Source organism: Bradyrhizobium sp. PUT101 (assembly GCF_052043945.1).
In the GTDB taxonomy this organism is placed as follows: Bacteria; Pseudomonadota; Alphaproteobacteria; order Rhizobiales; family Xanthobacteraceae; genus Bradyrhizobium.
In genome coordinates, this window is record NZ_CP197207.1 from 480,710 (window position 1) to 506,439 (window position 25,730).

Sequence of the window (25,730 nt, forward strand, 5' to 3'; positions counted from 1 at the left end):
AGCTGTTCATAGGTTCCGGCGAATCTCTTTTTTGTCTATGCCTCGCAACCGGGAGTGTTATCTTTTGAGTCGAAAGATTCGCGTCGCGTCGAATTGAGAAGTTTTTCATAAGACGCGTGATTCGAGCGCCGCCAATGTGGCGGGCCGCAATGGCAGTGTGGGGTCCGGGGTTATGGGGTCGTCGGACGGATTTGAGTCCAAGAAGCTCGGAGTTCCCGGGCAGGGAGTATCGCCCGGGCGGATGACGCCGGGCGAGCACGGCGGTGTCGCTCGCGATAGCGGGCTCAGTCCCTTCAGCGGGCTCGGTGAGACCAGCGCCAATCTCGTCGAGGTCCATGGCGTCATCAAATGGTTCGACGCCTCCAAAGGCTATGGCTTCATCGTTCCTGACAATGGCTGGCCCGATGTGCTCCTGCACGTGACCGTGCTCAGGCGCGACGGCTTCCAGACCGCTTATGAAGGCGCCCGCATCGTCGTCGAGTGCATTCAGCGCGCCAAGGGTTACCAGGCCTTCCGCGTGGTTTCGATGGACGAGTCGACCGCGATCCATCCGGCGCAGATGTTGCCGCCGCGCACCCATGTCACGGTCACTCCGACCAGCGGGCTGGAGCGGGCTCAGGTCAAATGGTTCAACCGGCTGCGCGGCTTCGGATTCCTGACCTGCGGCGAGGGCACGCCCGACATTTTCGTGCACATGGAGACACTGCGCCGCTTCGGCATGACTGAACTCAGGCCGGGCCAGTACGTCCTGGTTCGCTTCGGGCCCGGCTCCAAGGGCATGATGGCGGCGGAGATCCATCCCGAGACCGGATCGCCGGGATTGCAGTCGCACTAAAGAGCACCAATTCTCGCAATCGTGAGCAGAGGCGTGCCGGCAGGCCGGCGCGCCTCTTCCTTTTCCGCTGGCCGCCGCGTAGGACTGGCCCAGTCCCCACGCCTCGAGAGCCCCATGAATTCTGATCGAAAGGCCGCCTGGTCCGTTGCAAAGGGCTGGCTTGCCGCCATCCTCGTCATCATTGGCTGTGTCGTCGCCAGCGCGCCCGTCGGCGCCGCCAGCTTCCAGCCGCTCGAGATCGTCACAAAGAACGGGGTGCAGGTGTTCTCGGTGGAAATGGCGACGACCGAGGAGGAGAAGCAGACCGGCCTGATGTATCGCAAGGAACTGCCGGACGGCAAAGGCATGCTGTTCGACTTCAATCCCGAGCAGGAGGTGTCGATGTGGATGAAGAACACCTATGTCTCGCTCGACATGATCTTCATCCGCGCCGACGGCCGCATCCTGCGCATCGCCGAGAACACCGAGCCGCTGTCGACCAAGATCATCTCGTCCCGGGGACCCGCCCGGGCCGTGCTGGAGGTGGTGGCGGGAACGGCACAGAAGTACGGCATCCGCCCCGGCGACCGCGTCGGCCATCCCTTGTTCGGCAGTAAATAGGGCGGGAAGGTCCGGCTATTGCCGGCCGCGCTGCTGGCTTTGGAGCCTCGTTGGCAGCTTGCTGACGCCTCGGGAAGCGTGTATCGACGGGGCTCGCCGGACAGTCGGGGTATAGCGCAGCCTGGTAGCGCGGCAGTTTTGGGTACTGCAGGTCGTTGGTTCGAATCCAGCTGCCCCGACCAGTCCCGAGAAGGCTCGCAGGGCATGGGATCGCAGAGCTGCGACCGCAACTCCGCTCAGAACAGCAGCCAGTCAACAACCCGCCAGGCGCCCCAGGCGAGGGCGCAGATCCAGCCCAGCATTGCAATCCCGGCCACGCCAAGTCCGCAGAGCGGCAACAGCGAGCTTCCGGTCTCCGGGACGTCGGATAGTTTCTCGGTCGTATCGATCTGGCTCACTGCTCCCCCTTGGCCATCCGGCCTGCTCATCATTGGTCTCGGCTCGCTCGCAGAAATTCACCGGCCGCGCTCCTGCTCACACGGACGTGAGACGAGATGACTGTCCGTCCATGGCGGGCGCGCGCTGATCGTTGACATTCACGGACGCCTCGCGATCGCTGGGAAAAACCTGCAACGCACGGTGCTGCGTTTGGTTGCTCCGGCCGAGCCCGTAAAATGTCTGCCGGGCCGAATTTTTCGCAGCACCGCGCCTGGTTTGCGGGGTGTGTGCGTTGAAGGGAGGATCGGGCGCGCAACTGGCACTGTGCCCGAGGTCTCCTTCGAGCGAGGTCTCCATGTCGATCGGCGCGATTGCATCCACCACCGCAGCCCTGACGACGTCCGCGTCTACCGCGACGGCGTCGTCGTCTGCGGCATCCCCAACGTCTACGGCATCCTCGACGTCTGCGGCCTCGTCGACGGAGGCCGCCTCATCGACCTCGTCGGAATCGTCCTCGCAATCGGCGGGTGGAAGCTCGGGATCCGGCGGCGGCTCGGCCAAGACCATCGTCAGCGAGGTCTCCATGACTATCGACGGCGTCACCACCACCACCATCACCTATTCCGACGGCACCACAGAGGTCGAGACCTCCGCGAGCACGCAAGGCAGTCAGGGCAGTCCGTCCGGGCAGACCTACAACGCGCAAGGCGCGCTCGGGACAAATGCCCAGAACGCGTCCGGCAGCGCCTCCAGCGCCAGCGCCACGTCCCAGTCGGCTTGATCGCCGAGGCAGGGCAGGCGGCATATTGCGGATGAGTCGTTTGCGGGGTCTGTCCGAGCCCTTTGAAGCCCTGGCGCTCATAGTCTGCGCAACACGACTTCTGCGCGATTTTTCAAGGCGTTGCTGAGGGGCTGCGCGGCGCAGAATTGCCAAAGATTCATCGAACCTTTGGCTGCTGCCACAGACATATGGGTGTTGGGGATTTCAGCGCCCAATGCCTAACGGACGCCGCCAAGCGATGATATTCCGCTTGCGCGGCGTTGCGCTTTTCCGGCCGGGCTGGTCAGTTCTGGAAAAAACCACCAAGCGCCAAGACAGCGTTCGTTCTCAAATCGCGGGCCTTCCAGAAAACCCGGCCGCGGCTTTCAAACGATCGTGCCGCTCCATCCCAGGAAGTAAGGTTGATCGGTTAGGTTAAAGGCGAGCGGTTGTTGCGGCCGCTTGGGTGGCTGTGATCAGGTCGGTCCCGGCTCGCGATGGGCTGCCTTCAATCTGAGCGACCACAGGTCACGGTTCGTCGCGGCGTGCCCATCAGTTGAGTTCTGCGCCAGCGAGTTCTGCCACATGTCTTTTGATCGCAACCTCAAGACCGTTGGTCCGCAGTCGAGCTGGACCGAGATCTGGCACCTCTGGACAGTGATCGTGCCGCGCCGCTCCATCAATGGGCAGTTCGTGGTCGGCAAGGTGTGGCGCCGCCACGACGGCCGGGACTGGATCTACAAGAAATTCACCGAGTTCGACGGCGAAGAGGCGGCCTGAAGCGCGATGAGATCGTGATGAACCATCATCGCGCCATCATCGCACCTTGCGCTATCGTTGAGGCCGTACGGTCCTAACCCGAGTGTCGCTCGCCTATTGCTGATCCCGGCGTTTGCACGCGCGGCAGCGGCATCTTGAAGTGGCGCTTCGCGTAGGCGACGATCTCGGCGTCCGAGGGATGATCGGCCGCTTCCACCGCGACAATCCGCTTGGCCAGATCGGGTGCGCTCGCGTGAATGTGGCTGGCAAGCTCCGTCTTCGCGCTCGCCGGACCGATGATGAGGATCTCGCCGGCATCGGCGATGGCTTTGGTCACCTCAGTGTAGAATGCCTTGTCGGGGGCCGCATGGCCGCTGCCGATCGCATTGGCCTTGTGATGAAGATGACGTGTGGGCAGTTGTGGATGCAGCGTGACTTCGTCCGAGCCGCCCAGGCCGAGATGGAAGATCCGGGCCTGCGAATGGTCGATCCATACCACGGCGTGGAAATGAGAGGGCATGTGTTTGGGCCTTGTGCCAGAGGAGGTTGCCGACGGCGGAGCGGCGGCGCATGTCGTGGCAACACTATGCCGGCCGGCGCCGCCGCTTCTGTTGACTCATGTCAATGCGATCTTCGGCTCAGCAAGCGTGGCTACCGGACCTCGCGCTCCGAAGGGCGTCTCCGGCTCAGGCCGCCGCAGCCGCCGGCTTGGGCGGTGGCGGCTTCAGCGGCTTGTCCTGCTTCTTCGACCACGAGATGTAATAGGCCACCGTCGTCATGATCGCGATGCCGGCGACACTGACGAAGATCTGCGCAAGCAGCGAGCCCGAGCTCATTGACAGTTCGAAATGGCCGACGAAGGACAGGAACACGCCGACGCAGAACACCGCGAGCGACTGCTGGCCGCAGACGATCAGGGGATCGAACACCCTCCACTCCAGCCCCGGCCACTCCTTCGGCACGAAGCGGATCACCAGGATCACGATCACCACGAAATGGAGGAAGCGGTACGGCGCAAGGTTGGTCTTGTCATTCGGGTTGAAGGCCGAGAACAGCCATTCCGGGAACATGCCGCCGAGGGCGGGGAAGCGGCCGGCCATGGTCATGATCAGCGCGAACAAGAGATAGCCGAGGCAGACCCACAGCGTGATCGGCGAATTGATCAGCGTCATGGAGCGCCGGGCCCCGCCCAACGCGCACCAGGCGCCGAACACGAACAGCACCTGCCAGCAATAGGGGTTGAAGTACCACTGGCCGGCCGGATAGGCGGTCAGGTTCAGGCCGTAATGGCGCGCCGTCAGCCACAGCACGATGGACAAGACCATCGTCAGGTCGGGCTTGCGCAGCATGAACCACAGCACCGGCGGAAACAGGCCCATCAGCACGATATAGAGGGGCAGCACGTCGAGATTGAGCGGCTTGAAGCGCAGGAACAAGCCCTGGCGCAACGTCTCGGTGGCGTTGTCGACGAGGCCGGCGACGTTGAACTCGTTGATCATCTCGGAATCGCCGAAGCGCAACGCCAGATAACTGATCGAGGCGATGTAGATCACGAACAGGATGATGTGGGCGACATACAGCTGCCAGACTCGCTTGGTCAGCCGCGTGGCGCCGACGATGAAGCCGCGCTCCAGCATCATCCGCGCATAGACGAAGGAGGCGGTATAGCCGGAGATGAAGACGAACAGGTCGGCCGCGTCGGAAAAGCCGTAGTTGCGGGTCGTGATCCAGTTCACGACGTTGTCGGGGATATGGTCGAGAAAGATCGCCCAGTTCGCGACGCCGCGAAACAGGTCGAGCCGGAGATCGCGGCCCTTATCGGGAAGCGTTGCACTGATGTTCAGGAAGGCCATGCGACGGGAGCTCTCGAAGAGATCGGATAGGCTGATGAGGCCGTGCCGCCGGGCGGAATCCCGGCGCGGAAGGCGGGTACGGAATTGTCACGGTGCAGCATAATGACTATACCGTTGGCGAGGGGCCGGGGGCCGGAATCACCGATCAAGTCCCGATCGGTTTCTCTATACTATCCCTGAGGTTTCCACCAACTGCCACCGTGACGCATCGAAATCGAACGAAAAGACGAAGAGGCCCGGACCAGCCATGACCGCACGCATTTTCAAGCCTGCCAAGAACGCGATGCAATCCGGCCGGTCCAAGACGAAGGAATGGCAGCTCGACTACGAGCCGGAGCAGCCGCGCTCGGTCGAGCCGCTGATGGGCTGGACTTCGTCCGGCGACATGAAGCAGCAGATCACGCTGCATTTCCACAGCAAGGAAGAGGCGGTCGCCTATTGCGAGCGCAAGGGCATAGCCTACCAGGTCATCGAGCCGCAGGAATCGATTCGCCGGCCGGTCGCCTATGCGGATAATTTCTCGTTCCGCCGCGGAGAGCCCTGGACGCATTGAGGGCCAGGCGGCATCTGCGTTGTGGGCCCCCGCGTGAAGGAAGTGGATGAGAGGCGGTCCGCCCGTACCCTCTAACGTCGCATCGGGTTGCCAGCACCCCAGGTTCTGCCCTTGGCATCAATTCCGCCGCGTGCTTCCCTGCCTGGCATGACGGGCTCTTGGCGAGGCGGGGTATGGCGGGGCGTGACCGGCTCGACGACGTCGACCTGAAGATATTATCCGAGCTGCAACAGGACGGGCGGGTGCGCAACAACGAGCTGGCGCTGCGCGTTGGCGTGTCCGCGCCGAACTGCCTGCGGCGGCTGAAATCGTTGTTTGGCCGCGGCGTGATCCGGGCGGTGCGTGCCGTCATCGACGAGCGGCGGCTCGGCTTTGAAGTGGTCTCGTTCGTCTCGATCCAGCTCGGCAGCCAGGCCCAACCGGTGCTGGAGGCCTTCGAGAGTTCGATCGCCGCGATCCCGCGGATCCAGCAGTGCTGGCGGATTTCCGGCGAGACCGACTATCTCCTCAAATGCGTGGCGCCGAGCGTCGAGAGCATGCGCCAGCAGCTCCTGCATTTCGCGGCGATGCCTGACGTGAAGAACGTCCGCAGCTTCCCGGTGCTGGGCGTGGCGAAGGATGTGCCGCTGCCGTTGCAGGAGGTCGCGGCGGCGCCGGCAGGATAGGGATCGGAATGCTCCCGTGCGGCCAAGTCAACATTTTCACACAATCCGAATTTATATACATGAGACAGTCACCTAACTGTGACATGTGATTCAAGAAGCCCTGCAATGCGCTGAGCCGTGATTGCCGGTTCCCCGGCGCCGCCTAGATGCGAGTGCGAACCTCAGCGTGTTGGCATGCCGAGGCCACTTTTGTGGGACCCTGAAGCAGGAAAAGACACCATGACATCGAGTTCGAAGGCGTTCGTCGCATCGGCTGCGACGCTGTTTGCATCCGCGTTTCTCATGATGACCGCACCCGCAGCACAGGCGGAAGAATACTGCATCACCAACGGCGCCCAGGCCGCTCATGGCTGCGGCTATCCGACGATGGAAGCGTGCCGCGCCGCGTCCGCTGGCATCGGCGGCAGCTGCTCGCAGAGTGGCGGCGCGAAGACCTCGAACGACGCGTTCGCCTTGCAGCCGAAGCGGACGCATTCGCGCAAGCTTCGTTCGGGCGGGCAGACCAACTCGAACTAGCGCTGCAGGCGCGACCCGCCAGACATGTGACGGTCTCCGATATCCAACTCGGAGGCCGCCAATTCATGACGACCACGCAACGCGTCTCAGCGGTATCGCCCGCGAAACTCGCGTGGGGAGGTGCCGGTCCAGCTGCGGAAGGCGCGCGAAAAGCTCTTCTCGTTGCGGAAGCCGGCGAGTTCCGCGATGCGCTTGATCGGCGTGCGGTCGCGCATCAGCTCCTGCTTGGCGAGCTCGAACTTTGCCTCTTCCTTGAGATCGCGTAGCGAGGTTGCCTCCTCGCGCAGGCGGCGGTGCATGGTGCGGGTGGACAGCGCCAGCTCGCTCGCGACGTCCTCGGCGCCGAGCAGGCGGCCGCGCGCATTGCGGAGCACGCGGCGCACGCGTTCGACCAGCAGCCGGTCGCGCCGGTAGGGCAGCACGGTCAGCCGCAACGCGCCCTCGAGCATGTTGTCGAGATCGGCCGCGCTGCGCGTGAGCGGCAGCGACAGATAGTGCTTGTCGAAGACGATGCCGGCGCGGTCCGCATCGAAGCGGACGGTTCGGCAAAAGATGGTTGGATAGACCGAGACGTGTCCGGGTTCCGGGTAGGGGAATTCGGCCGAGCGGAGCGCGATCCGGGAGTCGACGGCCCAGCACGAGAAGCCAAGCACGTAGCGGAACAGGGTGACCAGGCAGAACTCGCGGCAAGGTCCGAGGTCGCGTAGCTCACGGATCGACACGACGGCGGTCTCTTCGCCAAGCTCGAGATCGAGCAGCACATCCTCGGTGACCAGGCGGTGATGCCGGCACCAGCGCTTGAGCGCGACCTCCAGCGTCGGCGCGGTGATCGAGGCGCGGCACAGCATGCCATAGGTGCCCCAAGGCAGTCGCCGCGAGAACCAGCCGAGCGCCTCGTCGTCGAGCTCGCGCATGGCATGGCCCGCCAGCGCCTCGAATTGGGCGGCGGTGACCCGCCCATCCGGAGAATTGACCAGGTCCGGCGCGACTTGGCCGCGGCTCAATGCCTCCGCGGGATCGCGGCCGTATCGCTCATAGGCAGCGACCACGCCCCGGACGAAGGCGGCGGGGGTGACGGCGCGGCGCGGGCTCGCGGTGGCGGCTTGAAAAGACATTGGAAATCCCTCCCGAAAATCCTCGCCAAGTTTGGCGGAAAATGCAACCTTTTCGACCGCAAGAGGGCCGGGACCGGGCTAGGTTCTGGCCTCAAAATACGGAGGAATCGCCTTGAACATCCCGAGCATCGACTTCGATCTGGGCGAAGACATCACCATGCTGCGCGACACCGTGCGCGCCTTCGTGGAGGCGGAGGTCACCCCGCGCGCCGCCGAGATCGAGAAGGCCAATCTGTTCCCGGCAGACCTGTGGAAGCGCTTCGGCGACCTCGGCCTGCTGGGGATGACAGCGCCGGAGCAATATGGCGGCTCCAACATGGGCTATCTCGCCCACGTCGTCGCCATGGAGGAGATTTCGCGCGGCTCGGCCGCGGTCGGGCTGTCCTACGGCGCCCATTCCAACCTCTGCGTCAACCAGATTCGCCGCAATGGCACCGACGCGCAGCGCCACCGCTATCTGCCGAAACTGATCTCCGGCGATTATGTCGGGGCGCTCGCGATGTCCGAGCCCGGCGCCGGGTCCGACGTCGTCTCGATGAAGCTGCGCGCCGACAAGCGTGGTGACCGCTACGTGCTCAACGGCTCGAAGATGTGGATCACCAATGGCGGCGATGCCGACGTGCTGGTCGTCTACGCCAAGACCGATCCGGACGCCGGACCGCGGGGCATGACCGCCTTCCTCGTCGAGAAGGGTTTCAAGGGCTTCACCCATGGCCAGCATCTCGACAAGCTCGGCATGCGCGGCTCCAACACCTATCCGCTGTTCTTCGACGACTGCGAGGTTCCGGAGGAGAACGTGCTCGGCAAGGTGGGCGAGGGCGTCAAGGTGCTGATGTCCGGCCTGGACTATGAGCGCGCAGTGCTCTCGGGCGGCCCGCTCGGGATCATGGCGGCCTGCATGGACGCGGTGGTGCCCTACATGCACGAGCGCAAGCAGTTCGGCCAGCCGATCGGCGATTTCCAGCTGATGCAGGGCAAGCTCGCCGACATGTATTCGACCTGGCAGGCCACGCGTGCCTATGTCTACGCCGTAGGCCGCGCCTGCGACCGCGCCGACCACGCGCGTAGCTTACGCAAGGACGCCGCCGCGGCGATCCTCTATTCCGCGGAGAAGGCGACATGGATGGCGGGCGAGGCGATCCAGGCGCTCGGCGGAGTTGGCTATACCAGCGAATTCCCGGTCGGACGTCTCTGGCGCGACGCCAAGCTGTACGAGATCGGCGCCGGCACCTCGGAGGTTCGCCGCATGCTGATCGGTCGCGAGTTGATGGCCGAGACGGCTTAAAACGTTCACCTCATTGGAATCACCATGCCGCTCCATTCCAGCATCGATTCGTCTTCATCAGACTTTGCGCGCAACTCCGAGGCCATGCGCGCGCTCGTCGCTGACTTGCGCGAAAAGCTCAGCCAGGTCGCCGGCGGCGGCGGCGAGGCCTCGCGCAACCGCCACACAGCGCGCGGCAAGATGCTGGCGCGCCAGCGCGTCGATCTGCTGGTTGATCCCGGCACCTCGTTCCTGGAGCTGTCGCCGCTCGCGGCCTATGGCCTCTATGGCGGCGACGTGCACTCGGCGAGCGTCATCACGGGGGTCGGGCGCATTTCGGGGCGCGAATGCGTGATCGTCGCCAACGACGCCACCATCAAGGGCGGCACCTATTACCCAATGACGGTGAAGAAGCATCTGCGGGCGCAGGACATCGCGCGGCAGAACAATCTTCCCTGCGTCTACATGGTCGATTCCGGCGGTGCCTTCTTGCCGTTGCAGGACGAGATCTTCCCGGACGAGCGGCATTTCGGCCGCATCTTCTACAACCAGGCGCAGATGTCCTCACAAAGTATCCCGCAGATTGCGATCGTGATGGGCTCCTGCACGGCGGGCGGCGCCTATGTTCCGGCGATGTCGGACGAGAGCATCATCGTGCGCAACCAGGGCACCATCTTCCTCGGCGGCCCGCCGCTGGTGAAGGCCGCGACCGGCGAGGTGGTGAGCGCGGAGGAGCTCGGCGGCGCCGACGTGCACTCGCGCCAGTCCGGGGTGACCGATCACTATGCCCAGAACGATGCCCACGCGATCGGCATCGCGCGGCGCATCGTCGGTACGCTGAAGCCGTCGGCGCGGCCGAACCTGAACATGCATCCGCCGCGCGAGCCTCTCTTTGCGGCGGAAGAGATCTACGGCGTGGTGCCGGTCGACGGCCGCAAGCCGTTCGATGTGCGCGACATCATCGCGCGCGTGGTGGATGGCTCCGAGTTCGACGAGTTCAAGAAGCTCTACGGCACGACGCTGGTGTGCGGCTTCGCCCATATCTGGGGCTATCCGGTCGGCATCATCGCCAACAACGGCATCCTGTTCAGCGAGAGCTCGCTGAAGGGCGCGCATTTCATCGAGCTGTGCTGCCAGCGCGGCATCCCCCTGGTGTTCCTGCAGAACATCACCGGCTTCATGGTCGGCAAGAAATACGAGGCCGGCGGCATCGCGCGCGACGGCGCCAAGCTGGTGACGGCGGTCGCGACCGCCTCCGTGCCGAAGTTCACCGTCGTGATCGGCGGCTCCTACGGCGCCGGCAATTACGGCATGTGCGGCCGCGCCTACTCGCCGCGCTTCCTCTGGATGTGGCCGAACGCGCGCATCTCGGTGATGGGCGGCGAGCAGGCCTCGATGGTGCTGAGCCAGGTCCGCCGTGACAACATCGAAGCCAAGGGTGACAGCTGGTCGAAGGAAGAGGAAGACAAATTCCGCGAGCCGATCCGCGCGCAATATGAGAGCCAGGGGCACCCGTATTACGCGACCGCGCGGCTATGGGACGACGGCGTGATCGATCCGGCCGACACGCGCCTCGTGCTCGGCCTTGGCCTCTCGGCGGCATCGAACGCGCCGATCGAGCCGACGAAATTCGGCCTGTTCAGGATGTGATGCGATGGACCGCTCCAAGCTCTACCGGCGTTTTCGCACGCTCCTGATCGCCAACCGCGGCGAGATCGCCTGCCGCGTCATCCGCACCGCCCGCGCCATGGGCCTGCGCACGGTTGCGGTCTATTCCGAGGCCGACCGCGACGCGATGCATGTCGCGCTCGCGGACGAGGCCGTGCTGCTCGGGCCCGCCCGGGCCCGCGACAGCTATCTCAATGTCGAGCGGCTGATCGAGGCCGCACGGAAGACGGGGGCAGAGGCCGTGCATCCCGGCTACGGCTTCCTGTCGGAGAACGCCGATTTCGCGCAAGCCTGCTTTGAAGCGGGCCTGGTCTTCGTCGGCCCGACCGCCGAGATGATGAATGCGATGGGCTCGAAATCCGGCTCCAAAGCGCTGATGGAGAAGGCCGGCGTGCCGCTGGTGCCCGGCTATCACGGCGAGGCCCAGGACGAGGCGACGCTGTCGAAGGCGGCGGACAAGATCGGCTTCCCCATCCTGGTGAAAGCTTCGGCCGGCGGCGGCGGTCGCGGCATGCGCATCGTGCGATCGGCCGCCGAGCTGGGACCTGCGATCGTCAGCGCCAAGCGCGAGGCCAAGGCCGCGTTCGGCGACGATCGCATGCTGATCGAAAAATATGTCGACAGTCCCCGGCATATCGAGGTGCAGGTGATCGGCGACAGCCACGGCAATCTGCTCTCGCTGTTCGAGCGCGAATGCACGCTGCAACGGCGGCACCAGAAGGTGATCGAGGAGGCGCCGTCGCCCACGCTCAATGCTGCCCAGCGCGAAACGGTCTGCGCCGCCGCGCGAAAGGCCGCCGGAGCGGTGAATTATGTCGGCGCCGGCACGATCGAGTTCGTCTCCGACGGTAAGGACGTGTTCTTCATCGAGATGAACACGCGTCTCCAGGTCGAGCATCCCGTGACCGAGCTGATCACCGGCATCGACCTCGTCGAGTGGCAGCTGCGCGTCGCCTTCGGGGAGGCGCTTCCTTTGAAGCAGGACGAGATCCGCCTCAACGGCCATGCAGTCGAGGCGCGCGTCTATGCGGAGAATCCCACCAAGAACTTCATGCCGTCGGTTGGCAGGATCTCGACCTGGCGGTTGCCGGCGGAAGCCGGAGGCTTGCGCATCGACGCCGGCTATCGCGAGGGTGATGCGGTCTCGCCGTATTATGACGCCATGCTCGCCAAGATGATCGCCTGGGCGCCGACGCGGGATGTCGCGATCGAGCGACTCAATCGGGGACTGGAAGAGTCCGACGTCCGCGGCATCGTGACGAACATCCCGTTCCTGTCGGCGCTGATGACTCATCCCAAGGTGCGCACGAATGCGATCGACACCGGCTTCATCGAGCGCGAGCTGGCGGTCCTGACACAGGCTGCGCCGGCACCCGGGGAGCTCGAGCTTTGCGCCGCGGTGGCTGCGATCCTCAATGACGAGCAGCAGGCCGTACGTGCGCAGGTGAACTCACCCTGGCAGACCTTCGGCTGGCAGCCGGTCGGTCGCCGCCAGCGCAGCTTTGCCTTCCGCGTCGGGCACGGGCCGGAGCAGAAGATCACGCTGAACTACGGGAGTGGTCCCTCGACGCTGGTGATCGGCGAGCGCGAACTGGCGTTCACGATCGCGGCGAAGGAAGGCGGCTTCGACTTGACGCTGGACGGCGTCAAATCGCAGGTTGCGGCCGTGATCGACGGCCATGACCTATATCTGCGCACCCGCAACGGTCGCTTCGATCTGCATTGGGTGGATCCGTTCGGCGGCGAGAGCGAGGAGCAGACCGGCGAGGACAAGATCGCGGCGCCCCTGCCGGGCACGGTCGTCGCCGTGCTCGCCGAGGAGGGGGCGAAGCTCGAGAAGGGCGAGCCGATCCTGACGCTCGAGGTGATGAAGATGGAACAGACTCTGCGCGCGCCCTTTGCCGGCGTGCTGAAGTCCATCAGGTGCAAGGTCGGCGACATCGTCCAGGAGGGCGTCGAGCTCGCCGTGGTCGAGCCTTCCGGAGAGTGACATGAGCGATCCCGTCCGCATCATCGAAATGGGGCCGCGTGACGGTCTCCAGAACGAGAAAACGCCCGTCAGCGTCGAGGCCCGCATCGCCTTCGTCGAGGCGCTGGTTGCGGCCGGCCTCAAGACGGTCGAGGTCGGCGCCTTCGTCTCGCCGAAGGCGATCCCGCAGATGGCAAGCTCGGACGCGGTGCTGCGGGGCGTCCGCCATATCAATGGCGCGGAATTTCACGTGCTGGTGCCGAACGAAAAGGGGTATGACGCTGCGCGCGCCGCTGGTGCGAAGGTCGTCTCCGTATTCGCGGCGGCTTCCGAAGGGTTTTCGCGCGCCAACATCAACTGCACGATTGCGGAGTCCATCGAGCGGTTCAAGCCGGTGCTGGCGCGCGCCAGGGCCGATGGCATTCCGGTGCGCGGCTATATTTCCTGCGTGCTCGGCTGCCCCTTCGACGGGGAGATCAAGCCGAAGGCGGTCGCCGATCTCGCCAATACGCTGTTCGAGCTCGGCTGCTACGAGATCTCGCTTGGCGACACGATCGGGGTCGGCACGCCAAGCAAGGCGAAAGAGATGCTACGCGCGGTCAGCGCCAGCATTCCTCCCGCCAGGCTCGCGATGCATTTCCACGACACCTACGGCCAGGCGCTCGCCAATCTCTATGCCGGGATGGAAGAGGGCGTCCGCGTCATCGACGCCGCTGCGGGCGGCCTCGGCGGCTGTCCCTACGCTCCCGGTGCGACTGGCAACGTCGCGACCGAGGACGTCGTCTACATGCTCGAAGGCATGGGGATCAGGACCGGTGTCGATTTGGACCTGTTGCTGGCGGCCACCAACGCGATGAGCGGCGTGCTCGGCAAGCCACCCGTGAGCCGCGTGGCGTCCGCGCTGAACGCCAAGCGGAAGCGGGCTGCGACATAATTCAGCGTCATCATCTGCTCCCGTCCGGCCCCATCACGAAATCCGGCAGCCAGGTCGAGATGCCCGGCACCAGGCACAGCAGCAGCACGGCGAGCATCATCAGCAGTACGAAGGGCAGGGTGCCCCAGATCACCTCGCGCAAGGGAATATCCGGCGCGACGTTGCGGATGACGAAGATGTTGAGGCCGACCGGCGGGTGGATCAGCCCCATCTCCATCACGATGGTCATGACCACGCCGAACCAGATGATGTCGAAATTGGCGGCGCGCAGGGGCGGCAGGATGATCGGCGCGGTCATGAGAATGATCGACACCGGCGGCAGGAAAAAGCCGAGCACGACCACCATGACGAGGATCGCGAACAGCAGCTCCCAGCGCGGCAGGTGCATCGCAACGATGGTTTCGGCGACCGATTGCGAGATGTGCAGATAGCTCATCACGTAGGAATAGAGCAGCGACATGCCGATGATCATCATCAGCATGGTCGATTCCCGAATCGTCGACTTCATGATGGGGGCAAGGTCGCTCGGCCGCCACACGCTGTAGATCGCGGCGATCAGCGCCAGCGCGAGGAGGCCGCCGAGCCCCGCGGTCTCCGACGGCGTGGCGTAGCCTCCATAGAGGGCGATCATGACGCCGGTGAGCAGCAGCACGAACGGGATCACCCGCGGCAGCACGCTGAAGCGCTCGGCCAGCGTATACTCGTCGCGGGTCAGGATCGCGGCCTCCGGGCCGCCATTCTTGTAGGCCGCCTCGGCCGCGGCATATTCCTGGCGGAAGCGGATCACGGCGTAGGCGCCGAACAGCGTGACCAGCAGGAGGCCGGGCCCGATGCCGGCGAGGAACAGCCGCCCCAGCGACTTTTCGGCCGCGACCGCGAACAGGATCATGGTGATCGAGGGCGGCAGCAGGATGCCGAGCGTGCCGCCGGCGGCGATGATCCCTGCGGCGAAGCCGCCGGAATAGCCGCGCTTGCGCATCTCGGGGATGCCGGCCGAGCCGATCGCCGAGCAGGTCGCAGGCGAGGAGCCTGCCATCGCCGCGAACAGCGCGCAGGCGAATACGTTGGCGACGCCGAGGCCGCCGGGCACGCGATGCAGCCAGGCGTGCAGCGCCGAGTAGAGATCCTGGCCGGCGCGCGATTTGCCGATCGCCGCGCCCTTCAGGATGAAGAGCGGAATCGACAGGAGCGTGATCGAGGCCATCTCCTCGTAGACGTTCTGCGTGACCGTATCGAGCGAGGCCGAGGGCATGTAGATGCCCATGAACACGACGGCGACCGCGCCGAGCGCGAACGCAATCGGCATGCCCGAGAACATCGCCAGCAGCGTCGTGATGCCGTAGGCGAGGCCGATACCGAAAACGCTCATGGCCGCTTGGCTCCGGCGAATGGCAGCGCAAGCTGCACGAGGATCTGGATGCAGAGCAGGCTCATCCCGAACGCCATCAGCGAATAGGGAATGGCGAGCGGCGGCGACCACATCGAGTTCGAGACCTGGCCGTCAACATAGGCCTCATGGGCCAGTGTCCAGGATTTCCAGGTGAAGAAGGCGCAGAACAGGAACGTGGCGGCGTCAACCAGCCAGAGCCTGATCCGGTTCGCCAGCGGCGACAGCAAGCCGACGAAGGCTTCGATGCCGATGTGACCGCGGTTCTGCTGCACATAGGCGGCCGTCATGAAGGTCGCGCCGACCAGCAGGAACACGGCAGCCTCGTCCTGCCAGTAGTTGGCGGCCTTGAACAGAGCGCGGCTGAGGACGCTGTAACTCAGGATGGTGCAGGCCGCGACCAGCGCGATCGCTGCGAACACCACGATGATGCTGTTGAGGACGGCGAGACCGCGATCGATCGCTGCCGCAGGGCCGGTCCCTGCGGCAGCGCTCGTCTTGTCGTCACGATCCGGAAGCGGACCGTGACTCATGCGGCGACGTCGATGGCGAGCTTGAGCAGGTTTGCCGCGGTCGCCGTCTTGGCGCTGTAATCCTTCCACGCGGTGTCGCGGGCGATGTCCCGCCACTTGCCGACGGTCGCGGCGTCGAGCGCGGAGACCTTGGCGCCGGCCTTCTCATAGACCTTGGCGACCTCGATGTCGTCGTCCTGCGCGCCCTTGCGGCCGAAGGCTTCGAGCTCGGTGCCGACCGCGACCAAGATGTCCTGATGGTTCTTCGGCAGCTTGTCGAAGATCGCCTTCGACATCATCAAGGGTTCGAGCATGAACCAGTAGGAGGTGCCCGCGCCCGAGGTCAGGGACTTCGCGACTTCTTCGAGGCGGAACGAGATCAGGCTGGTCGAGGAGGTGATGCCGGCGTCGCAGGCGCCGGTCTGCATCGCCGCATAGATTTCGTTGGAGGGGACCGACAGCACCGAAGCGCCGGCGGTCTGAAGCACCATGTCCATCTCGCGCGAGCCGCCGCGCACCTTCATGCCCTTGGCATCTTCAGGCGCGACGATCGGCTTCGAGCGGCTGGCGACGCCGCCGGCCTGCCAGACCCAGGTGAGCAGGATGATGCCCTTGTCGGCGAGGAAATCCGTCAGCGCCTTGCCGACGGGCTCCTTCTTCCAGCGCAGGCCCTGGTCGTAGGTGGTCACGAGGCCCGGCATCAGGCCGATATTGGTTTCCGGCACTTCGCCCCCGGCATAAGGCATTGGATAGAGGCTGATGTCGAGCGCGCCCTTTCGCATCGCGGAGAACTGCGCGTTGGTCTTGATCAGCGAGGAGTTCGGATAGATTTCGGCGGCGATGTCGCCATTGCTGCGCTTACTGACTTCGGCGGCGAACATGCGGCAGAGCCGGTCGCGGAAATCGCCCTTGTCGATGGTGCCGCCCGGGAACTGGTGCGAGATCTTCAGCGTGGTGGCGGCTTGCGCCGTACCGGTGCCGAAGCGAAGGATGGCGGGCGCGGCGACGGCGGTCGCGAGCAGATGGCGGCGCGTGAGCATGGTTGTGATTTCCTTGGACGATTCTTGTTTGTGCGATTGGGCTTGGTCCTTGAGACCGGCACGTGGGCCCATCCTAGCCGGTCTTTCACCCGATATTCTCTCATCTGATAGTTCGAGACCGAATGTCCGGGCAAGTGCCGGCCGTGCTGCGCTGCACACTCCCGATCCCTGTTGCGAGCGCGGGAGTACGCCGAACGCCGGATAGCACTGGGCTCGCCAAAATTTACCGGCGGCGGCGTAACAACGCCGGCTGGCGATCCGTCGAGATTGAATAGCGGCGTCCGTCGCTGACAAACACCATCTCGAAGGGAAGTTGAAACATGACCATTCGCACCCGCATCGTGCTCGGCGTCTCGGCGGCCGCTCTCTCGCTTGGCCTCGCGTTTGCCCCGGCCGCCTTCGCTCAGGACAAGATGGGCAAGGATGACGGCATGATGAAGAAAGACACGATGTCCAAGGACGGCATGATGAAGAAGGACACCATGTCCAAGGACGACGGCATGAAGAAGGACCACATGTCGAAGGACGGCATGAAGAAAGATGATGGGATGATGAAGAAGAATTGATCTTCGTCGTCATCGCGCAGCGCCTGCCTTGGGCGGGCAGCGCACTCTCGAATTTCGGAGGCGGCCTTTGGGACCGCCTCCGGAACGGTGCTTTAGTTCAAGTTCAATGGGACGTTACGAGCGCACCTTACTTGCGCTTCGCCTTGCGGGCGGCGTAGCGCGCGTCGCGCTTGGCCTTTTGCTCGGCTTCGTGCGCCGCCTGTCTCTCGGCGGCTTCCTGAGCCTCGCGCGCGATCCGTGCGGATTCGGCCGCCTTGGCTTCTTCCTCGAGGCGCTTCTGCTCGGCCCTTTCCGCCTCACGCGCAGCCTTCGCCTCGGCGCGCTTGGCCGCGAGTGCCTCGCGTTCGGCACGGCGCGCCAGCACCGCCGGATCGTCTGGTCCCGGTTGCGATTTGAATTTGTTCAAAAGATTTTTGCGGGCTTCCTGTGCCGCCCGTTGCCGGTCTGTGAAGCCGGGTTCCTTGAATCCACTCATCTACGAGCCTTGTCTTCCTCGCTTTCGATCCTACATCCGTGCCTGTTGGTACGTCGGCTGGGCATAGCAGGCGCCACGCGACGCAGTAGCGTGTACATCGGCGCGCGTCGCGAAGCCACCCATAATCGCAGCCGATCAGGTCAACGAAAAGTCGCCCCCCGACGATCTCTCGTAGCCCGGAAAAACTGCTGAATTGTGATGTCCCTCATAAGGGAGCACGAGCGCGACGCCTAGCGTCCGCCCGGAACGAGACGGAGCACGGGCCATGATGACCTTCCGACCGAGCCTGAAGGCGCTCGCAATCGCCTTCGTCCTGACAGGCGTGACCGGCACCGCAGCGCTGCTCGCGCGCCCGCAGCCCATCGAAAGTGCCGTGCTGGGGGCGGACTGGGAATGCAGCCAGACCGCATTCGTGCTCACGACCTGTGCACCGCGGGTCCAGCGGGCGATCCCGGCGGTCGAAACCTCACGCAAGGATGCGATCCCGTCGACCCGAGGCTGAATGGGGCAGGCTGATCGGGATGTGACGCGACGCCGCAGAGGTGATAAAGCCGGCTCGCCAGCGCGATCAGGCGGCCATGTCCAAGCCCAAATCCGAACCCGAACCCGGCGAGAAGCCCAATCCTCGACCGGACCGTAGGTCCGAGCGCCAGCCCGGTGACGACCGCCGCGGCGCGATCGCTGGATTGATCATCGCGATCGTGATTCTTGGCGTCGGCTGGTGGCTTGCCCGGGATCTCACCGCAGCCAGCAAGATGCAGGATTGCCTGATGTCCGGGCGAAGCAATTGCAACGTGATCGAGCCGGCTCGCTAGAGACGCTCCAGCGCGGTCTGCTGCAGCCCGTTGGGGCCAAAAATTGCCGTGATCTTAATCATTTGTAACGGGACTTAGCCGATCAAGCAGGTCAGTTATGTCGGCCGGCATCAGCCCGGTGCGCGGCGAATTGTCTATCGCGCCGGGGCGACGGCCATCGAGAGCAGGGGGCGAGCACGCATGAGTGCGTCCAAACGCATGAAGATCATCATTCCATTGGTTTCGGCCGTGTCGTTGCTCGCGCTTTCGGCGCAGGCTCAGGACGCCAGGCCGCCGAAGGATTCCGGCCCGCCGCCGGCCCGCCAGGGCGCAGGCGCGCCACCCCCGACCAACCAGAACGTGCGCAAAGGTCCTCCGCAGCAGCAGGCGGTCCGGCCCGCTGACCAGCCCCATGCGGGCCCCGGTCGGCACAGTGCCGGTGGTCCGCCGCCGGGACGTCACGTCGCCCGCGGGCCTGCTCCGGCGCGCGACTGGGGCGGACACGCCTATCGTGGCAATCGTGCCTGGGAAGGCGGGCGCTGGCGTCATGAGGTCCGCAACGGACGCTCCGGCTGGTGGTGGGACGTTGGTGGCGTCTGGTATTATTATCCGCAACGGATGGCTGGCCCGCCTGCCTACATTTCGGAGGACTATATCGACGACATGCCGGTGGCCTATGCCCCGCCTCCGGTCGCCTACGCGCCACCACCTCCGCCTCCGCCACCGGCTGACCCCGGCGCCAGCGCGCTTGGCGGCGCAATCGTCGGCGGCGTGCTGGGCGGCCTGATCTCGGGCAACGCCACAGGGGCTGCCGCAGGCGCGGTGCTCGGCGGCGCGACGGGGGCAATCGCCGGCGCCACCGCTGCATCCCAGCCCGGCTACTACTGGGCGCAGGGCAGCTGCTACTACCGCTATCCGAACGGCCAATATGTGCAGGCCGATCCCCGCGCCTGCTACTGAGTTTTCCAAGCGGATTGGAGCGCGGAGGCGGGCCCAGGCCCGCCTCTTTTTTTGTGGGCCGGCTTCAAATGAGCGCTGGCGCTACTGGCCGCCTCACGCAAGTCTCAAAAGAAAAACATCGGATGATTCGCGGGGATGTGGGACATGCTGGATGCCATCCAGATCAGCTTGGCGCTCTGGGCCATGATCGTTTGCGGCGGGATCAAACTCTCTCAGGCGCTGTCTTGCCTGTTCTAAGGCGCAATGAGATCAGGTTGAAACGTCATGCTTTAGGTTATTGTTGAGCATGATCTCCGCGCAAACGCGTTCCGCGTTTGTCGCGAGGGAAAACCGCTGCACACTTGTCCGGATCATGTCGTAGCGCGCGACCGGCGTCCGCAACCTGTGTGCGCGAAGCGCCAGTCAATCGCCTCGTGCATCAGGACACGAGCCAGCCGAAGAATGCGATCGTGGCCCAGACCAGGCTGCCGATCCAGGCCAGCATGACGACGCCGATGGTGCCAAGATACGTGATGTCGAGCAGGTCCGAGCCATGTCGCGGCTTCTGGACGATGACTTCCGTGGCTGCTTTGCGTGTCATGACCGGACCTCACCCAAGAAGCGTCGAAACGCTGTTTAGCGGGGATGCCGGGGGCAGGCTGTGACGTAGTTCACAGATCCGTCCATGAGGCCCGAAGACACCCCGCAATCATACGGACGAAACGGTCACGCGCTCGTCCAGATGGCCGGCTAGGGTCGGCCTCATGTACACCGGGTACGATCCACAGCACGAAGCCGAGGCCGCGATGAAGCGGGCCGCGGAGGCCGAAGGCGCCGATCGGCAACGGCTCATCCGGCTGGCCCTGGCATGGCATCAGCTCGCCTGCGATCCGCAGGATGAGCATTCTTCAGCCGGGCGCATCGCTCGGGTTGGATAGGACGGCCGACATGAGAAAACCCCGTGCTCGGGGGACAAGCACGGGGTTCTTCAAAGCCGACCGGGGTTGGCAGGTCGGCACCACTCAAGTCGGTCGTTCAACGCTCAGATCACGCGTTCGTTCCGCGTCGATCCGCGGGCGTGGAACTCCTGCACGGCTCGCGCACTCGGCGCGCAGGAACATTCGTTCCGCGGCAGCGTTGTGCGGCTATGACCGATCCCGAGCTACGCGCACAGTCCTTCGAGATCGCCTGGCGGTATCTCGACCAGTCCGGCCTGCTCACGGGCGAGAACAAGGATTCCGCCCGCTTCATTTTGAACCGGATCGACCGCATGATGTTACGTGGAGAGCGACGCAGGCTGCTGCTGTCGAATGCCGCCATCGATGCCTATCGGCTGCGGCCCGTGCTAGTGAGTGCTTGATCGACCTGATTGAACCAGTCGTTAACGAATCCTCGGCTCCGCAATTTGCGATCGCGATTCGTGCTTTGCGAACGAAGGGGAGTCGGATCGTGAACAAACAAAAAGCCCCCGAAGGGGCTCAGTGTTTCAGGCGGCTTCCGTCTTCGGTACGGCGTCGGCATTCACCGACAGCTTGACGATATCGCCTTCGACAGCACCGACATGTTTCCTGTCGATGTAGTGATGATGGTCCTTGTGACCTTCCGGGCTGTTCCTGCGCGTCAGCTTGATGCGATTGCCCTCGACGCGATCGACGGTGCCGACATGTGCGCCGTCCTTGCCGATGATCTTCATGTGCTCTCTGATGTCGGTCATGCTGTCCTCCTTTGCATTGATTCAACTGCGAAGACGTGTGTTCGTTGCAGCAGGCGCGTTGGACCCACGGCGTTTTCCAGACGTTGACGCCCCATCGGATCCGTTAAGAAGCTCATGGAGACCATTCGAGCCTATCTGGAGCGAAAGCACGAGGAACTCGGGCTGTTGAATGACTGCCTGAGAAGCCGGCTCGACTTGGCGCGTCCGCGTTCCGTCGACGAGGTCGTCAGGTCCAAATTCCAGATCACTGCGGCGCTGAGGGCGGAGCACGAACTGCACGAGTGGAAGGCGACGGAGACAGCCTGGTCGCATACGGCCGCTCCCGCCAGCGGGCCGTTCGAGTTCAATTACGACTACCAACGGGCCGATCTTACGGTGCGCGGTCCTTCGTTCTATGAGTTCGACTGCGGCTGCACGAGCACTGCGATCTATACCGCCTCAGGCATGGCCGCGATCTCCGCCGTGCTGCTCGCCTCCGCGCAAATCGTCGAGAAGGCTGATGTCCTGGTGCTTCCGGGCTCCTACGGAGAGACGCTGGAGCTGATCCGGGGCTTCGTCCCGCATATGCGGCTCGGGGCCTTGAAGCTGCCCCTGGGCGATGCGTTTGCTCCGGCGAACTCGCCGCGGATACTTCTGTTGGATTCCTGCTCCTTCGCCGGCGCTTTCGAGGCGGCGCTGCGCTGTGACGGCTCGGGCCTCGATCTCCTGGTTTTCGATACGACATGTTTCGTCGGCAGGTCAGGCCGTATCAGGCGCGTCCTGAGATGGGCCCGGCGATACGGAGTTCCGCTGGTGCTGGTGCGAAGCCACAACAAGCTCGATTCGCTCGGAGCGGAGTATGGCCGGCTCGGCTCAGCCGTTTTCGTGCAAGGGCACGAACATCAGCAGCGGGCAGGGGGCGTTGAATGGGCACGTCTCGCGTCCGAAACCCGAAACGCGGTGCGGCTGCTCGGCGGCGCGGCGTTGCCGGCGCACTTCCCGCCCTTCGCAGGCAGCGCGGCGTACTGGGCCCTCACGCAGAGGCGTGTCGCGGCGATCTTGCGCAACGGCCGCAGCACGGCTCGACATTTCGCCGCGAAGCTCCCGGCGCTCTCGGCCGAGCTTCATTTCACCCACGGTTTGTACGTGACCCTCCGGGGAAAGCGCGTGCTCGACGAGGCGGCAGCGCGGCAGGCGGCCGACGAGATGAGCAGCGAATTGCGCCGGGAGGGCTTCCCCATCCGCCACGCCGGCAGCTTCGGCTTCGATTTCGCGGCGACCGAATGGTTTCACGATGCGACCACGGACCAGTATAGCGTCCGGGTGGCGGTCCCGGATCTTCCGACGGAGCTTTGGAATGATCTGGCTGCGGCGATTGCGCGGTGGTGGACGACGCATCAGGCGTGAGGTGAAGGTGAATGCAGGATAGCCGCGCTAGGCGCGCCTCGCATCAATCGATCGCCAGGCACTGCTCCAAGGCCGGCTTCTCGTGGCTGCGACGCGCCCACTCCTGAACCGCGAAGGCCAGGTGATGCTGCCCCACCGCGGCGCCGACGATCGATGCCTGCGCCACCTCGATGGGCTTTTTGACCACGTTGATATTCACGAGCCCTGCGTCGATTGCCAAGTACGACATCGCGACGATCGCCACCGCAGATGCGATAGCCATTCTCGTCCATTCCGATTGGCGCATCGGGATCCTTTTCGGGTGCAGTTCGCCCGGCCGATAGATAGGGCTGATGTGCTCGGTTGAAAGCCCGGAGCGGAGTTACCCACGCATTCGTGAAGGACGATGGATCGGCACTGGCAAAGAACGCTGGCGATCCCGGCAGGACCACCATTTCGACAAGCGTCAATAGGTTGGGCCGGCGGATCGGCCAACGGCATCCATCGAAACATGAAGGCTTTTGTTTTGCTCTGGCAAAACCGGCGAAAGGCGCCGTGAGGCGAGACATGGAAATCTAGTCTACAGATGGAAGTGACGGCACATCTACAGCCTTGCCCGGGTCCGCGACTGCCTTTCGTTTCGTGCGAACGTTCGATTGATGGCCTGATCGTGGCAGGCCTTCGCTGCGTCTTCTGAGCCGCTCGCCACGTTAGCGGCTAGGTTGAACATTTCGGCAGTTGATTGGTGTCGGCCAGCTGTTTGGGTCGCCATTCAATGCCCCAGGTGCTTGACGCTCGTTCCAAATCCGCCTGTGTGACCTCAGGATGGTGTCTGCAGATATCCTTGACCGCGTCACGGTACTTCGCCTCGACAGTGCTCGTAACCGCCAAGGTTTCCCTGATCAAATAGCCGGTCTTCCTCAGGTAGGGAATGATCGCCAGCGAGCTAACGACAGCCAACAAGATGGCAGGGGCAACATTCAAGGCGAACCGAGAATAGGTGTCCTGATCGCGCGTTGGCGTCCAGTGGTGCCCGAAAATCAAAGCTCTCCCAATGGCGTTTATCGTTTCTCCCGCAATCAAGCCAGCGATAGCACAGATCGCCATGAAACTGTATTGGCCGGTGAAATGGTGGATATGGGTGTGCTGAAACATGATGTAGTACCACGAAAATCCGCCAGCGAGCAAAATGAGCGCTGAGATGGCGGAGCTTCGCTTGTGAAACCACAGCACAACGAGCACGCAGACCGTGGCCAATGCAAACAGCTGAAAATCGAAATTGTAGGTCCACTCCAGGCGGTATTTGACCAGAGACGGATAATTGGACCAATCAGCGGCGAACATGAATCTCTGGTCGGGGAGCCAGGCGCCGCCAGGGACACGCGCATCGACCGTTCGGGCAGCAAAGATCTCAAGCAGTCGTAACCCTCCGCTACTCATCCCTCCCGTAAGCGACATCACCATGATGATCGTGAGGCAAGCCGCCGCCAGGGGAGGCGCAGAGATCATGGCGATGTCGCGGAGTCCGGGGCGACCCCGGTACTGCCACCAGAGCCCGACCATAATGATCCAGGATGACATGTAGTAGAACCAGTAGTTCATGCATGTGAGGAACATCGCCATCAATGCGCAGACGAGATACGCAGGCGCGTTCTTTTTTAGATAGAGGATGAACAGCAGCAGTGTTGCGTTGAAGGAGACGAATTCAAACGGCATCGTATGCGTGGCGCCGGGAAAGAACAGAAAAAATTGGGATAATGCTAGAAATGACGTTGCAAATGCTGCGACAAGCAGGTCGCTGAAAAGAAGATAGACCCAGAAGAAGAAGCAAAGCGCGCCGATATTGAACAAAACGATCGAGAGGATCTCCAGCGGAAGGGGGGTCGTTGCCCCGGCGCGCACAAACAATTCTGCAACCAGCAAGAAGAGGCCGGGATTTCGAACATCGTAGATTGGCAGATATGCATCGATGGCGCCAGGGCGGACTCTGGCCATGGCGCGCTGGTGGATGTTGACGACATGGCTTTCGTAGTCGGGCTTGTCAGCGATCCACCCGATTGCCGTCAGCTCGGGCTTCAAGCGTAGCCAACCGACATAGTTGGCTACCGATAGAGAGATCAACACAAGGGCCGCTGCAAACAGAATACGGGCGGCCCTGATTGCGTCCAATTGCATTCCGTTGACCCGCTTCGAGGATGATAATTCGCGATGGTCTTCGGTATTCGCGGAATGGATGTCTATTTCGATCCGCAGACCGTCCACGAATATCCATGCCGATGGTGCAACCGTACATTGCTGAAACCTGCTTCGGAAAGCAAGGCATGGGCCTGGTCGCGCGAGTAATATTTGGCCCATCGGGGGTTGATCTGATCAAGAATAACGAGGCGACGCTCGGCGGGCGGAAAGCGCATAAAAACATTCGAGAGATAGTTCGATAGAGGAAGTGCCGGGATGAGCCGAGTAAGAGCCGCGTACACCAGAACCATCGGGTAGAGCATCCACGATAGACCTTCGTTCACGACCACCGGCAAGTTTCGCGTGATCAGGCGCACGGGGACGAAGATGCTCTGGTAGGCGCGGCTACCTTCGCGACCGTAGAGCCAAATGAGCACATGGCCGCCCGGCCGTAGTGCCTCATAGGCCGCCCGCACGACTGGCCCCGGTTCCGGAATGTGATGAAGTACGCCGATCGACAGCACCATATCGAAATCATCCCTTGGAATGTCTTCGCCCGTGACATTGAGACAGCGTACCCGCTCGCCAGCGTGAGCGGTGTTGCGAACCAGCACGTCGTAAGCCCGGCTCGGTTCGATGGCCGCCACCGACGCTGCGCCGGCCGCGAGCAGCATGAGGACAATCCGCCCGGTACCCGACCCAATGTCGGCGCATTTGCGGTCTTTGATATCTTCGAGTGTCAGAAACGGCGCGATGATATCGGCTAACAATTCAACGCTGCCGTAATAGTCCGGGTTGTCCGTATGGCGCGTCCACTGCTCTCCGAAGTCGCGGATCGTCTGATCGCGATCGTTGTTTCTTGCCGCCGGATTGTGCTGCATTCTACCGATACGT

At 63.6% G+C, this 25,730-nt stretch carries 32 protein-coding genes and 1 tRNA gene; 19 read left to right on the forward strand and 14 right to left on the reverse strand.

Features of this window, described 5'->3' with window-relative positions:
- Positions 1-172 precede the first annotated feature (172 nt).
- From ACSHT2_RS02345 to ACSHT2_RS02355, 3 genes are all read left to right on the forward strand, one after another.
- Positions 173-835: a cold-shock protein gene (locus ACSHT2_RS02345; protein WP_319332562.1), complete on the forward strand. Its 663-nt coding sequence runs from the start codon at positions 173-175 to the stop codon at positions 833-835.
- A 114-nt stretch (positions 836-949) separates the two neighbouring features.
- Positions 950-1,435: a DUF192 domain-containing protein gene (locus ACSHT2_RS02350; RefSeq protein ID WP_319332564.1), complete on the forward strand. Its 486-nt coding sequence runs from the start codon at positions 950-952 to the stop codon at positions 1,433-1,435.
- A gap of 105 nt (positions 1,436-1,540) precedes the next feature.
- Positions 1,541-1,617, forward strand: a tRNA-Pro gene (locus tag ACSHT2_RS02355).
- A 54-nt stretch (positions 1,618-1,671) separates the two neighbouring features.
- Here ACSHT2_RS02355 and ACSHT2_RS02360 read toward each other — a convergent pair.
- Together ACSHT2_RS02360 and ACSHT2_RS02365 are read right to left on the reverse strand one after the other, a co-directional pair.
- The gene (locus ACSHT2_RS02360) at positions 1,672-1,833 is read right to left on the reverse strand and encodes an RNA-binding protein (protein ID WP_246789698.1); all 162 of its coding nucleotides are present in this window, start codon (positions 1,831-1,833) and stop codon (positions 1,672-1,674) included.
- Positions 1,834-1,909: 76 nt separating this feature from the next.
- Entirely contained in the window at positions 1,910-2,398 is a 489-nt protein-coding gene (locus ACSHT2_RS02365) for a hypothetical protein (protein ID WP_440640211.1), read from the reverse strand.
- Here ACSHT2_RS02365 and ACSHT2_RS02370 point away from each other — a divergent pair.
- Entirely contained in the window at positions 2,397-2,594 is a 198-nt protein-coding gene (locus ACSHT2_RS02370) for a hypothetical protein (RefSeq protein ID WP_440640212.1), read from the forward strand. The genes ACSHT2_RS02365 and ACSHT2_RS02370 overlap by 2 nt on opposite strands.
- A gap of 564 nt (positions 2,595-3,158) precedes the next feature.
- Complete coding sequence (locus ACSHT2_RS02375) at positions 3,159-3,353, forward strand: hypothetical protein (protein WP_319332582.1); 195 nt, start codon at positions 3,159-3,161, stop codon at positions 3,351-3,353.
- Between the two features lie 73 nt (positions 3,354-3,426).
- Here the strand turns inward: ACSHT2_RS02375 and ACSHT2_RS02380 are convergent, their stop codons facing one another.
- Both ACSHT2_RS02380 and ACSHT2_RS02385 read right to left on the reverse strand, forming a co-directional pair.
- Positions 3,427-3,852, reverse strand: a complete 426-nt coding sequence (locus tag ACSHT2_RS02380) for a translational machinery protein (protein ID WP_440640213.1) — start codon at positions 3,850-3,852, stop codon at positions 3,427-3,429.
- A 166-nt stretch (positions 3,853-4,018) separates the two neighbouring features.
- Complete coding sequence (locus ACSHT2_RS02385) at positions 4,019-5,185, reverse strand: OpgC domain-containing protein (RefSeq protein ID WP_440640214.1); 1,167 nt, start codon at positions 5,183-5,185, stop codon at positions 4,019-4,021.
- A gap of 247 nt (positions 5,186-5,432) precedes the next feature.
- On the opposite strand from ACSHT2_RS02385, the gene ACSHT2_RS02390 reads away from it, so the two are divergent.
- From ACSHT2_RS02390 to ACSHT2_RS02400, 3 genes are all read left to right on the forward strand, one after another.
- Entirely contained in the window at positions 5,433-5,738 is a 306-nt protein-coding gene (locus ACSHT2_RS02390; RefSeq protein ID WP_124160861.1) for an ETC complex I subunit, read from the forward strand.
- Between the two features lie 173 nt (positions 5,739-5,911).
- Positions 5,912-6,403, forward strand: a complete 492-nt coding sequence (locus ACSHT2_RS02395) for an Lrp/AsnC family transcriptional regulator (protein WP_440640215.1) — start codon at positions 5,912-5,914, stop codon at positions 6,401-6,403.
- 219 nt (positions 6,404-6,622) lie between these two features.
- The gene (locus ACSHT2_RS02400) at positions 6,623-6,919 is read left to right on the forward strand and encodes a DUF3551 domain-containing protein (RefSeq protein WP_440640216.1); all 297 of its coding nucleotides are present in this window, start codon (positions 6,623-6,625) and stop codon (positions 6,917-6,919) included.
- 86 nt (positions 6,920-7,005) lie between these two features.
- On the opposite strand, the gene ACSHT2_RS02405 is transcribed toward ACSHT2_RS02400, so the two are convergent.
- Positions 7,006-8,034 carry an AraC family transcriptional regulator gene (locus ACSHT2_RS02405; RefSeq protein ID WP_440640217.1) on the reverse strand — a complete coding sequence of 343 codons (1,029 nt, stop codon included), beginning with the start codon at positions 8,032-8,034 and terminating at the stop codon, positions 7,006-7,008.
- A 157-nt stretch (positions 8,035-8,191) separates the two neighbouring features.
- Here ACSHT2_RS02405 and ACSHT2_RS02410 point away from each other — a divergent pair, with 157 nt between their 5' ends.
- The 4 genes from ACSHT2_RS02410 to ACSHT2_RS02425 are packed head-to-tail and all read left to right on the forward strand — an operon-like array spanning position 8,192 to position 13,869.
- Positions 8,192-9,319: an isovaleryl-CoA dehydrogenase gene (locus tag ACSHT2_RS02410; RefSeq protein WP_440643024.1), complete on the forward strand. Its 1,128-nt coding sequence runs from the start codon at positions 8,192-8,194 to the stop codon at positions 9,317-9,319.
- Positions 9,320-9,343: 24 nt separating this feature from the next.
- A complete protein-coding gene (locus tag ACSHT2_RS02415) occupies positions 9,344-10,948 on the forward strand; it encodes a carboxyl transferase domain-containing protein (protein WP_440640218.1) in 1,605 nt (534 codons plus the stop codon).
- Positions 10,949-10,952: 4 nt separating this feature from the next.
- The gene (locus ACSHT2_RS02420) at positions 10,953-12,956 is read left to right on the forward strand and encodes an acetyl/propionyl/methylcrotonyl-CoA carboxylase subunit alpha (protein ID WP_440640219.1); all 2,004 of its coding nucleotides are present in this window, start codon (positions 10,953-10,955) and stop codon (positions 12,954-12,956) included.
- A gap of 1 nt (position 12,957) precedes the next feature.
- Complete coding sequence (locus ACSHT2_RS02425; protein ID WP_440640220.1) at positions 12,958-13,869, forward strand: hydroxymethylglutaryl-CoA lyase; 912 nt, start codon at positions 12,958-12,960, stop codon at positions 13,867-13,869.
- Positions 13,870-13,879: 10 nt separating this feature from the next.
- On the opposite strand, the gene ACSHT2_RS02430 is transcribed toward ACSHT2_RS02425, so the two are convergent.
- From ACSHT2_RS02430 to ACSHT2_RS02440, 3 genes are read right to left on the reverse strand one after another with little or no spacing between them, the layout of a single operon-like run.
- Positions 13,880-15,238 (reverse strand): TRAP transporter large permease, encoded by a 1,359-nt coding sequence (locus tag ACSHT2_RS02430; protein ID WP_440640221.1) that lies wholly within the window; start codon positions 15,236-15,238, stop codon positions 13,880-13,882.
- Positions 15,235-15,789 carry a TRAP transporter small permease gene (locus ACSHT2_RS02435; RefSeq protein WP_370112804.1) on the reverse strand — a complete coding sequence of 185 codons (555 nt, stop codon included), beginning with the start codon at positions 15,787-15,789 and terminating at the stop codon, positions 15,235-15,237. The genes ACSHT2_RS02430 and ACSHT2_RS02435 overlap by 4 nt, the downstream gene beginning before the upstream one ends.
- Positions 15,786-16,808: a TRAP transporter substrate-binding protein gene (locus ACSHT2_RS02440; protein ID WP_440640222.1), complete on the reverse strand. Its 1,023-nt coding sequence runs from the start codon at positions 16,806-16,808 to the stop codon at positions 15,786-15,788. Before ACSHT2_RS02440 ends, ACSHT2_RS02435 begins: the two co-directional genes overlap by 4 nt.
- Before the next feature lie 320 nt (positions 16,809-17,128).
- Between ACSHT2_RS02440 and ACSHT2_RS02445 the strand changes: the two genes are divergently transcribed.
- Positions 17,129-17,374, forward strand: a complete 246-nt coding sequence (locus ACSHT2_RS02445; protein WP_036027965.1) for a pentapeptide MXKDX repeat protein — start codon at positions 17,129-17,131, stop codon at positions 17,372-17,374.
- 127 nt (positions 17,375-17,501) lie between these two features.
- Here ACSHT2_RS02445 and ACSHT2_RS02450 read toward each other — a convergent pair whose 3' ends face one another.
- Entirely contained in the window at positions 17,502-17,849 is a 348-nt protein-coding gene (locus tag ACSHT2_RS02450) for a DUF6481 family protein (protein ID WP_440640223.1), read from the reverse strand.
- Between the two features lie 265 nt (positions 17,850-18,114).
- On the opposite strand from ACSHT2_RS02450, the gene ACSHT2_RS02455 reads away from it, so the two are divergent.
- From ACSHT2_RS02455 to ACSHT2_RS02465, 3 genes are all read left to right on the forward strand, one after another.
- Complete coding sequence (locus tag ACSHT2_RS02455) at positions 18,115-18,351, forward strand: hypothetical protein (protein WP_440640224.1); 237 nt, start codon at positions 18,115-18,117, stop codon at positions 18,349-18,351.
- Between the two features lie 76 nt (positions 18,352-18,427).
- The gene (locus tag ACSHT2_RS02460; RefSeq protein ID WP_440640225.1) at positions 18,428-18,664 is read left to right on the forward strand and encodes a hypothetical protein; all 237 of its coding nucleotides are present in this window, start codon (positions 18,428-18,430) and stop codon (positions 18,662-18,664) included.
- A gap of 180 nt (positions 18,665-18,844) precedes the next feature.
- Positions 18,845-19,603, forward strand: coding sequence for a hypothetical protein (locus tag ACSHT2_RS02465; protein WP_440640226.1), 759 nt, complete (start codon positions 18,845-18,847; stop codon positions 19,601-19,603).
- A 418-nt stretch (positions 19,604-20,021) separates the two neighbouring features.
- Here ACSHT2_RS02465 and ACSHT2_RS02470 read toward each other — a convergent pair whose 3' ends face one another.
- Entirely contained in the window at positions 20,022-20,183 is a 162-nt protein-coding gene (locus tag ACSHT2_RS02470) for a hypothetical protein (RefSeq protein WP_440640227.1), read from the reverse strand.
- Between the two features lie 163 nt (positions 20,184-20,346).
- Here ACSHT2_RS02470 and ACSHT2_RS02475 point away from each other — a divergent pair, with 163 nt between their 5' ends.
- The gene (locus ACSHT2_RS02475) at positions 20,347-20,520 is read left to right on the forward strand and encodes a RuvA C-terminal domain-containing protein (RefSeq protein ID WP_440640228.1); all 174 of its coding nucleotides are present in this window, start codon (positions 20,347-20,349) and stop codon (positions 20,518-20,520) included.
- Between the two features lie 209 nt (positions 20,521-20,729).
- Positions 20,730-20,942 (forward strand): hypothetical protein, encoded by a 213-nt coding sequence (locus ACSHT2_RS02480; protein ID WP_440640229.1) that lies wholly within the window; start codon positions 20,730-20,732, stop codon positions 20,940-20,942.
- Between the two features lie 126 nt (positions 20,943-21,068).
- On the opposite strand, the gene ACSHT2_RS02485 is transcribed toward ACSHT2_RS02480, so the two are convergent.
- On the reverse strand, positions 21,069-21,296 hold the full coding sequence (locus ACSHT2_RS02485; protein WP_440640230.1) for a DUF2171 domain-containing protein: 228 nt from the start codon (positions 21,294-21,296) through the stop codon (positions 21,069-21,071).
- 114 nt (positions 21,297-21,410) lie between these two features.
- Between ACSHT2_RS02485 and ACSHT2_RS02490 the strand changes: the two genes are divergently transcribed.
- Positions 21,411-22,682, forward strand: a complete 1,272-nt coding sequence (locus ACSHT2_RS02490) for a hypothetical protein (protein WP_440640231.1) — start codon at positions 21,411-21,413, stop codon at positions 22,680-22,682.
- 43 nt (positions 22,683-22,725) lie between these two features.
- Here ACSHT2_RS02490 and ACSHT2_RS02495 read toward each other — a convergent pair whose 3' ends face one another.
- The 3 genes from ACSHT2_RS02495 to ACSHT2_RS02505 form a co-directional block, all read right to left on the reverse strand.
- A complete protein-coding gene (locus tag ACSHT2_RS02495; RefSeq protein WP_440640232.1) occupies positions 22,726-22,944 on the reverse strand; it encodes a hypothetical protein in 219 nt (72 codons plus the stop codon).
- A 434-nt stretch (positions 22,945-23,378) separates the two neighbouring features.
- Positions 23,379-24,923: a hypothetical protein gene (locus tag ACSHT2_RS02500; protein ID WP_440640233.1), complete on the reverse strand. Its 1,545-nt coding sequence runs from the start codon at positions 24,921-24,923 to the stop codon at positions 23,379-23,381.
- Entirely contained in the window at positions 24,899-25,717 is an 819-nt protein-coding gene (locus tag ACSHT2_RS02505; RefSeq protein WP_440640234.1) for a class I SAM-dependent methyltransferase, read from the reverse strand. Before ACSHT2_RS02505 ends, ACSHT2_RS02500 begins: the two co-directional genes overlap by 25 nt.
- Positions 25,718-25,730: the final 13 nt, after the last annotated feature.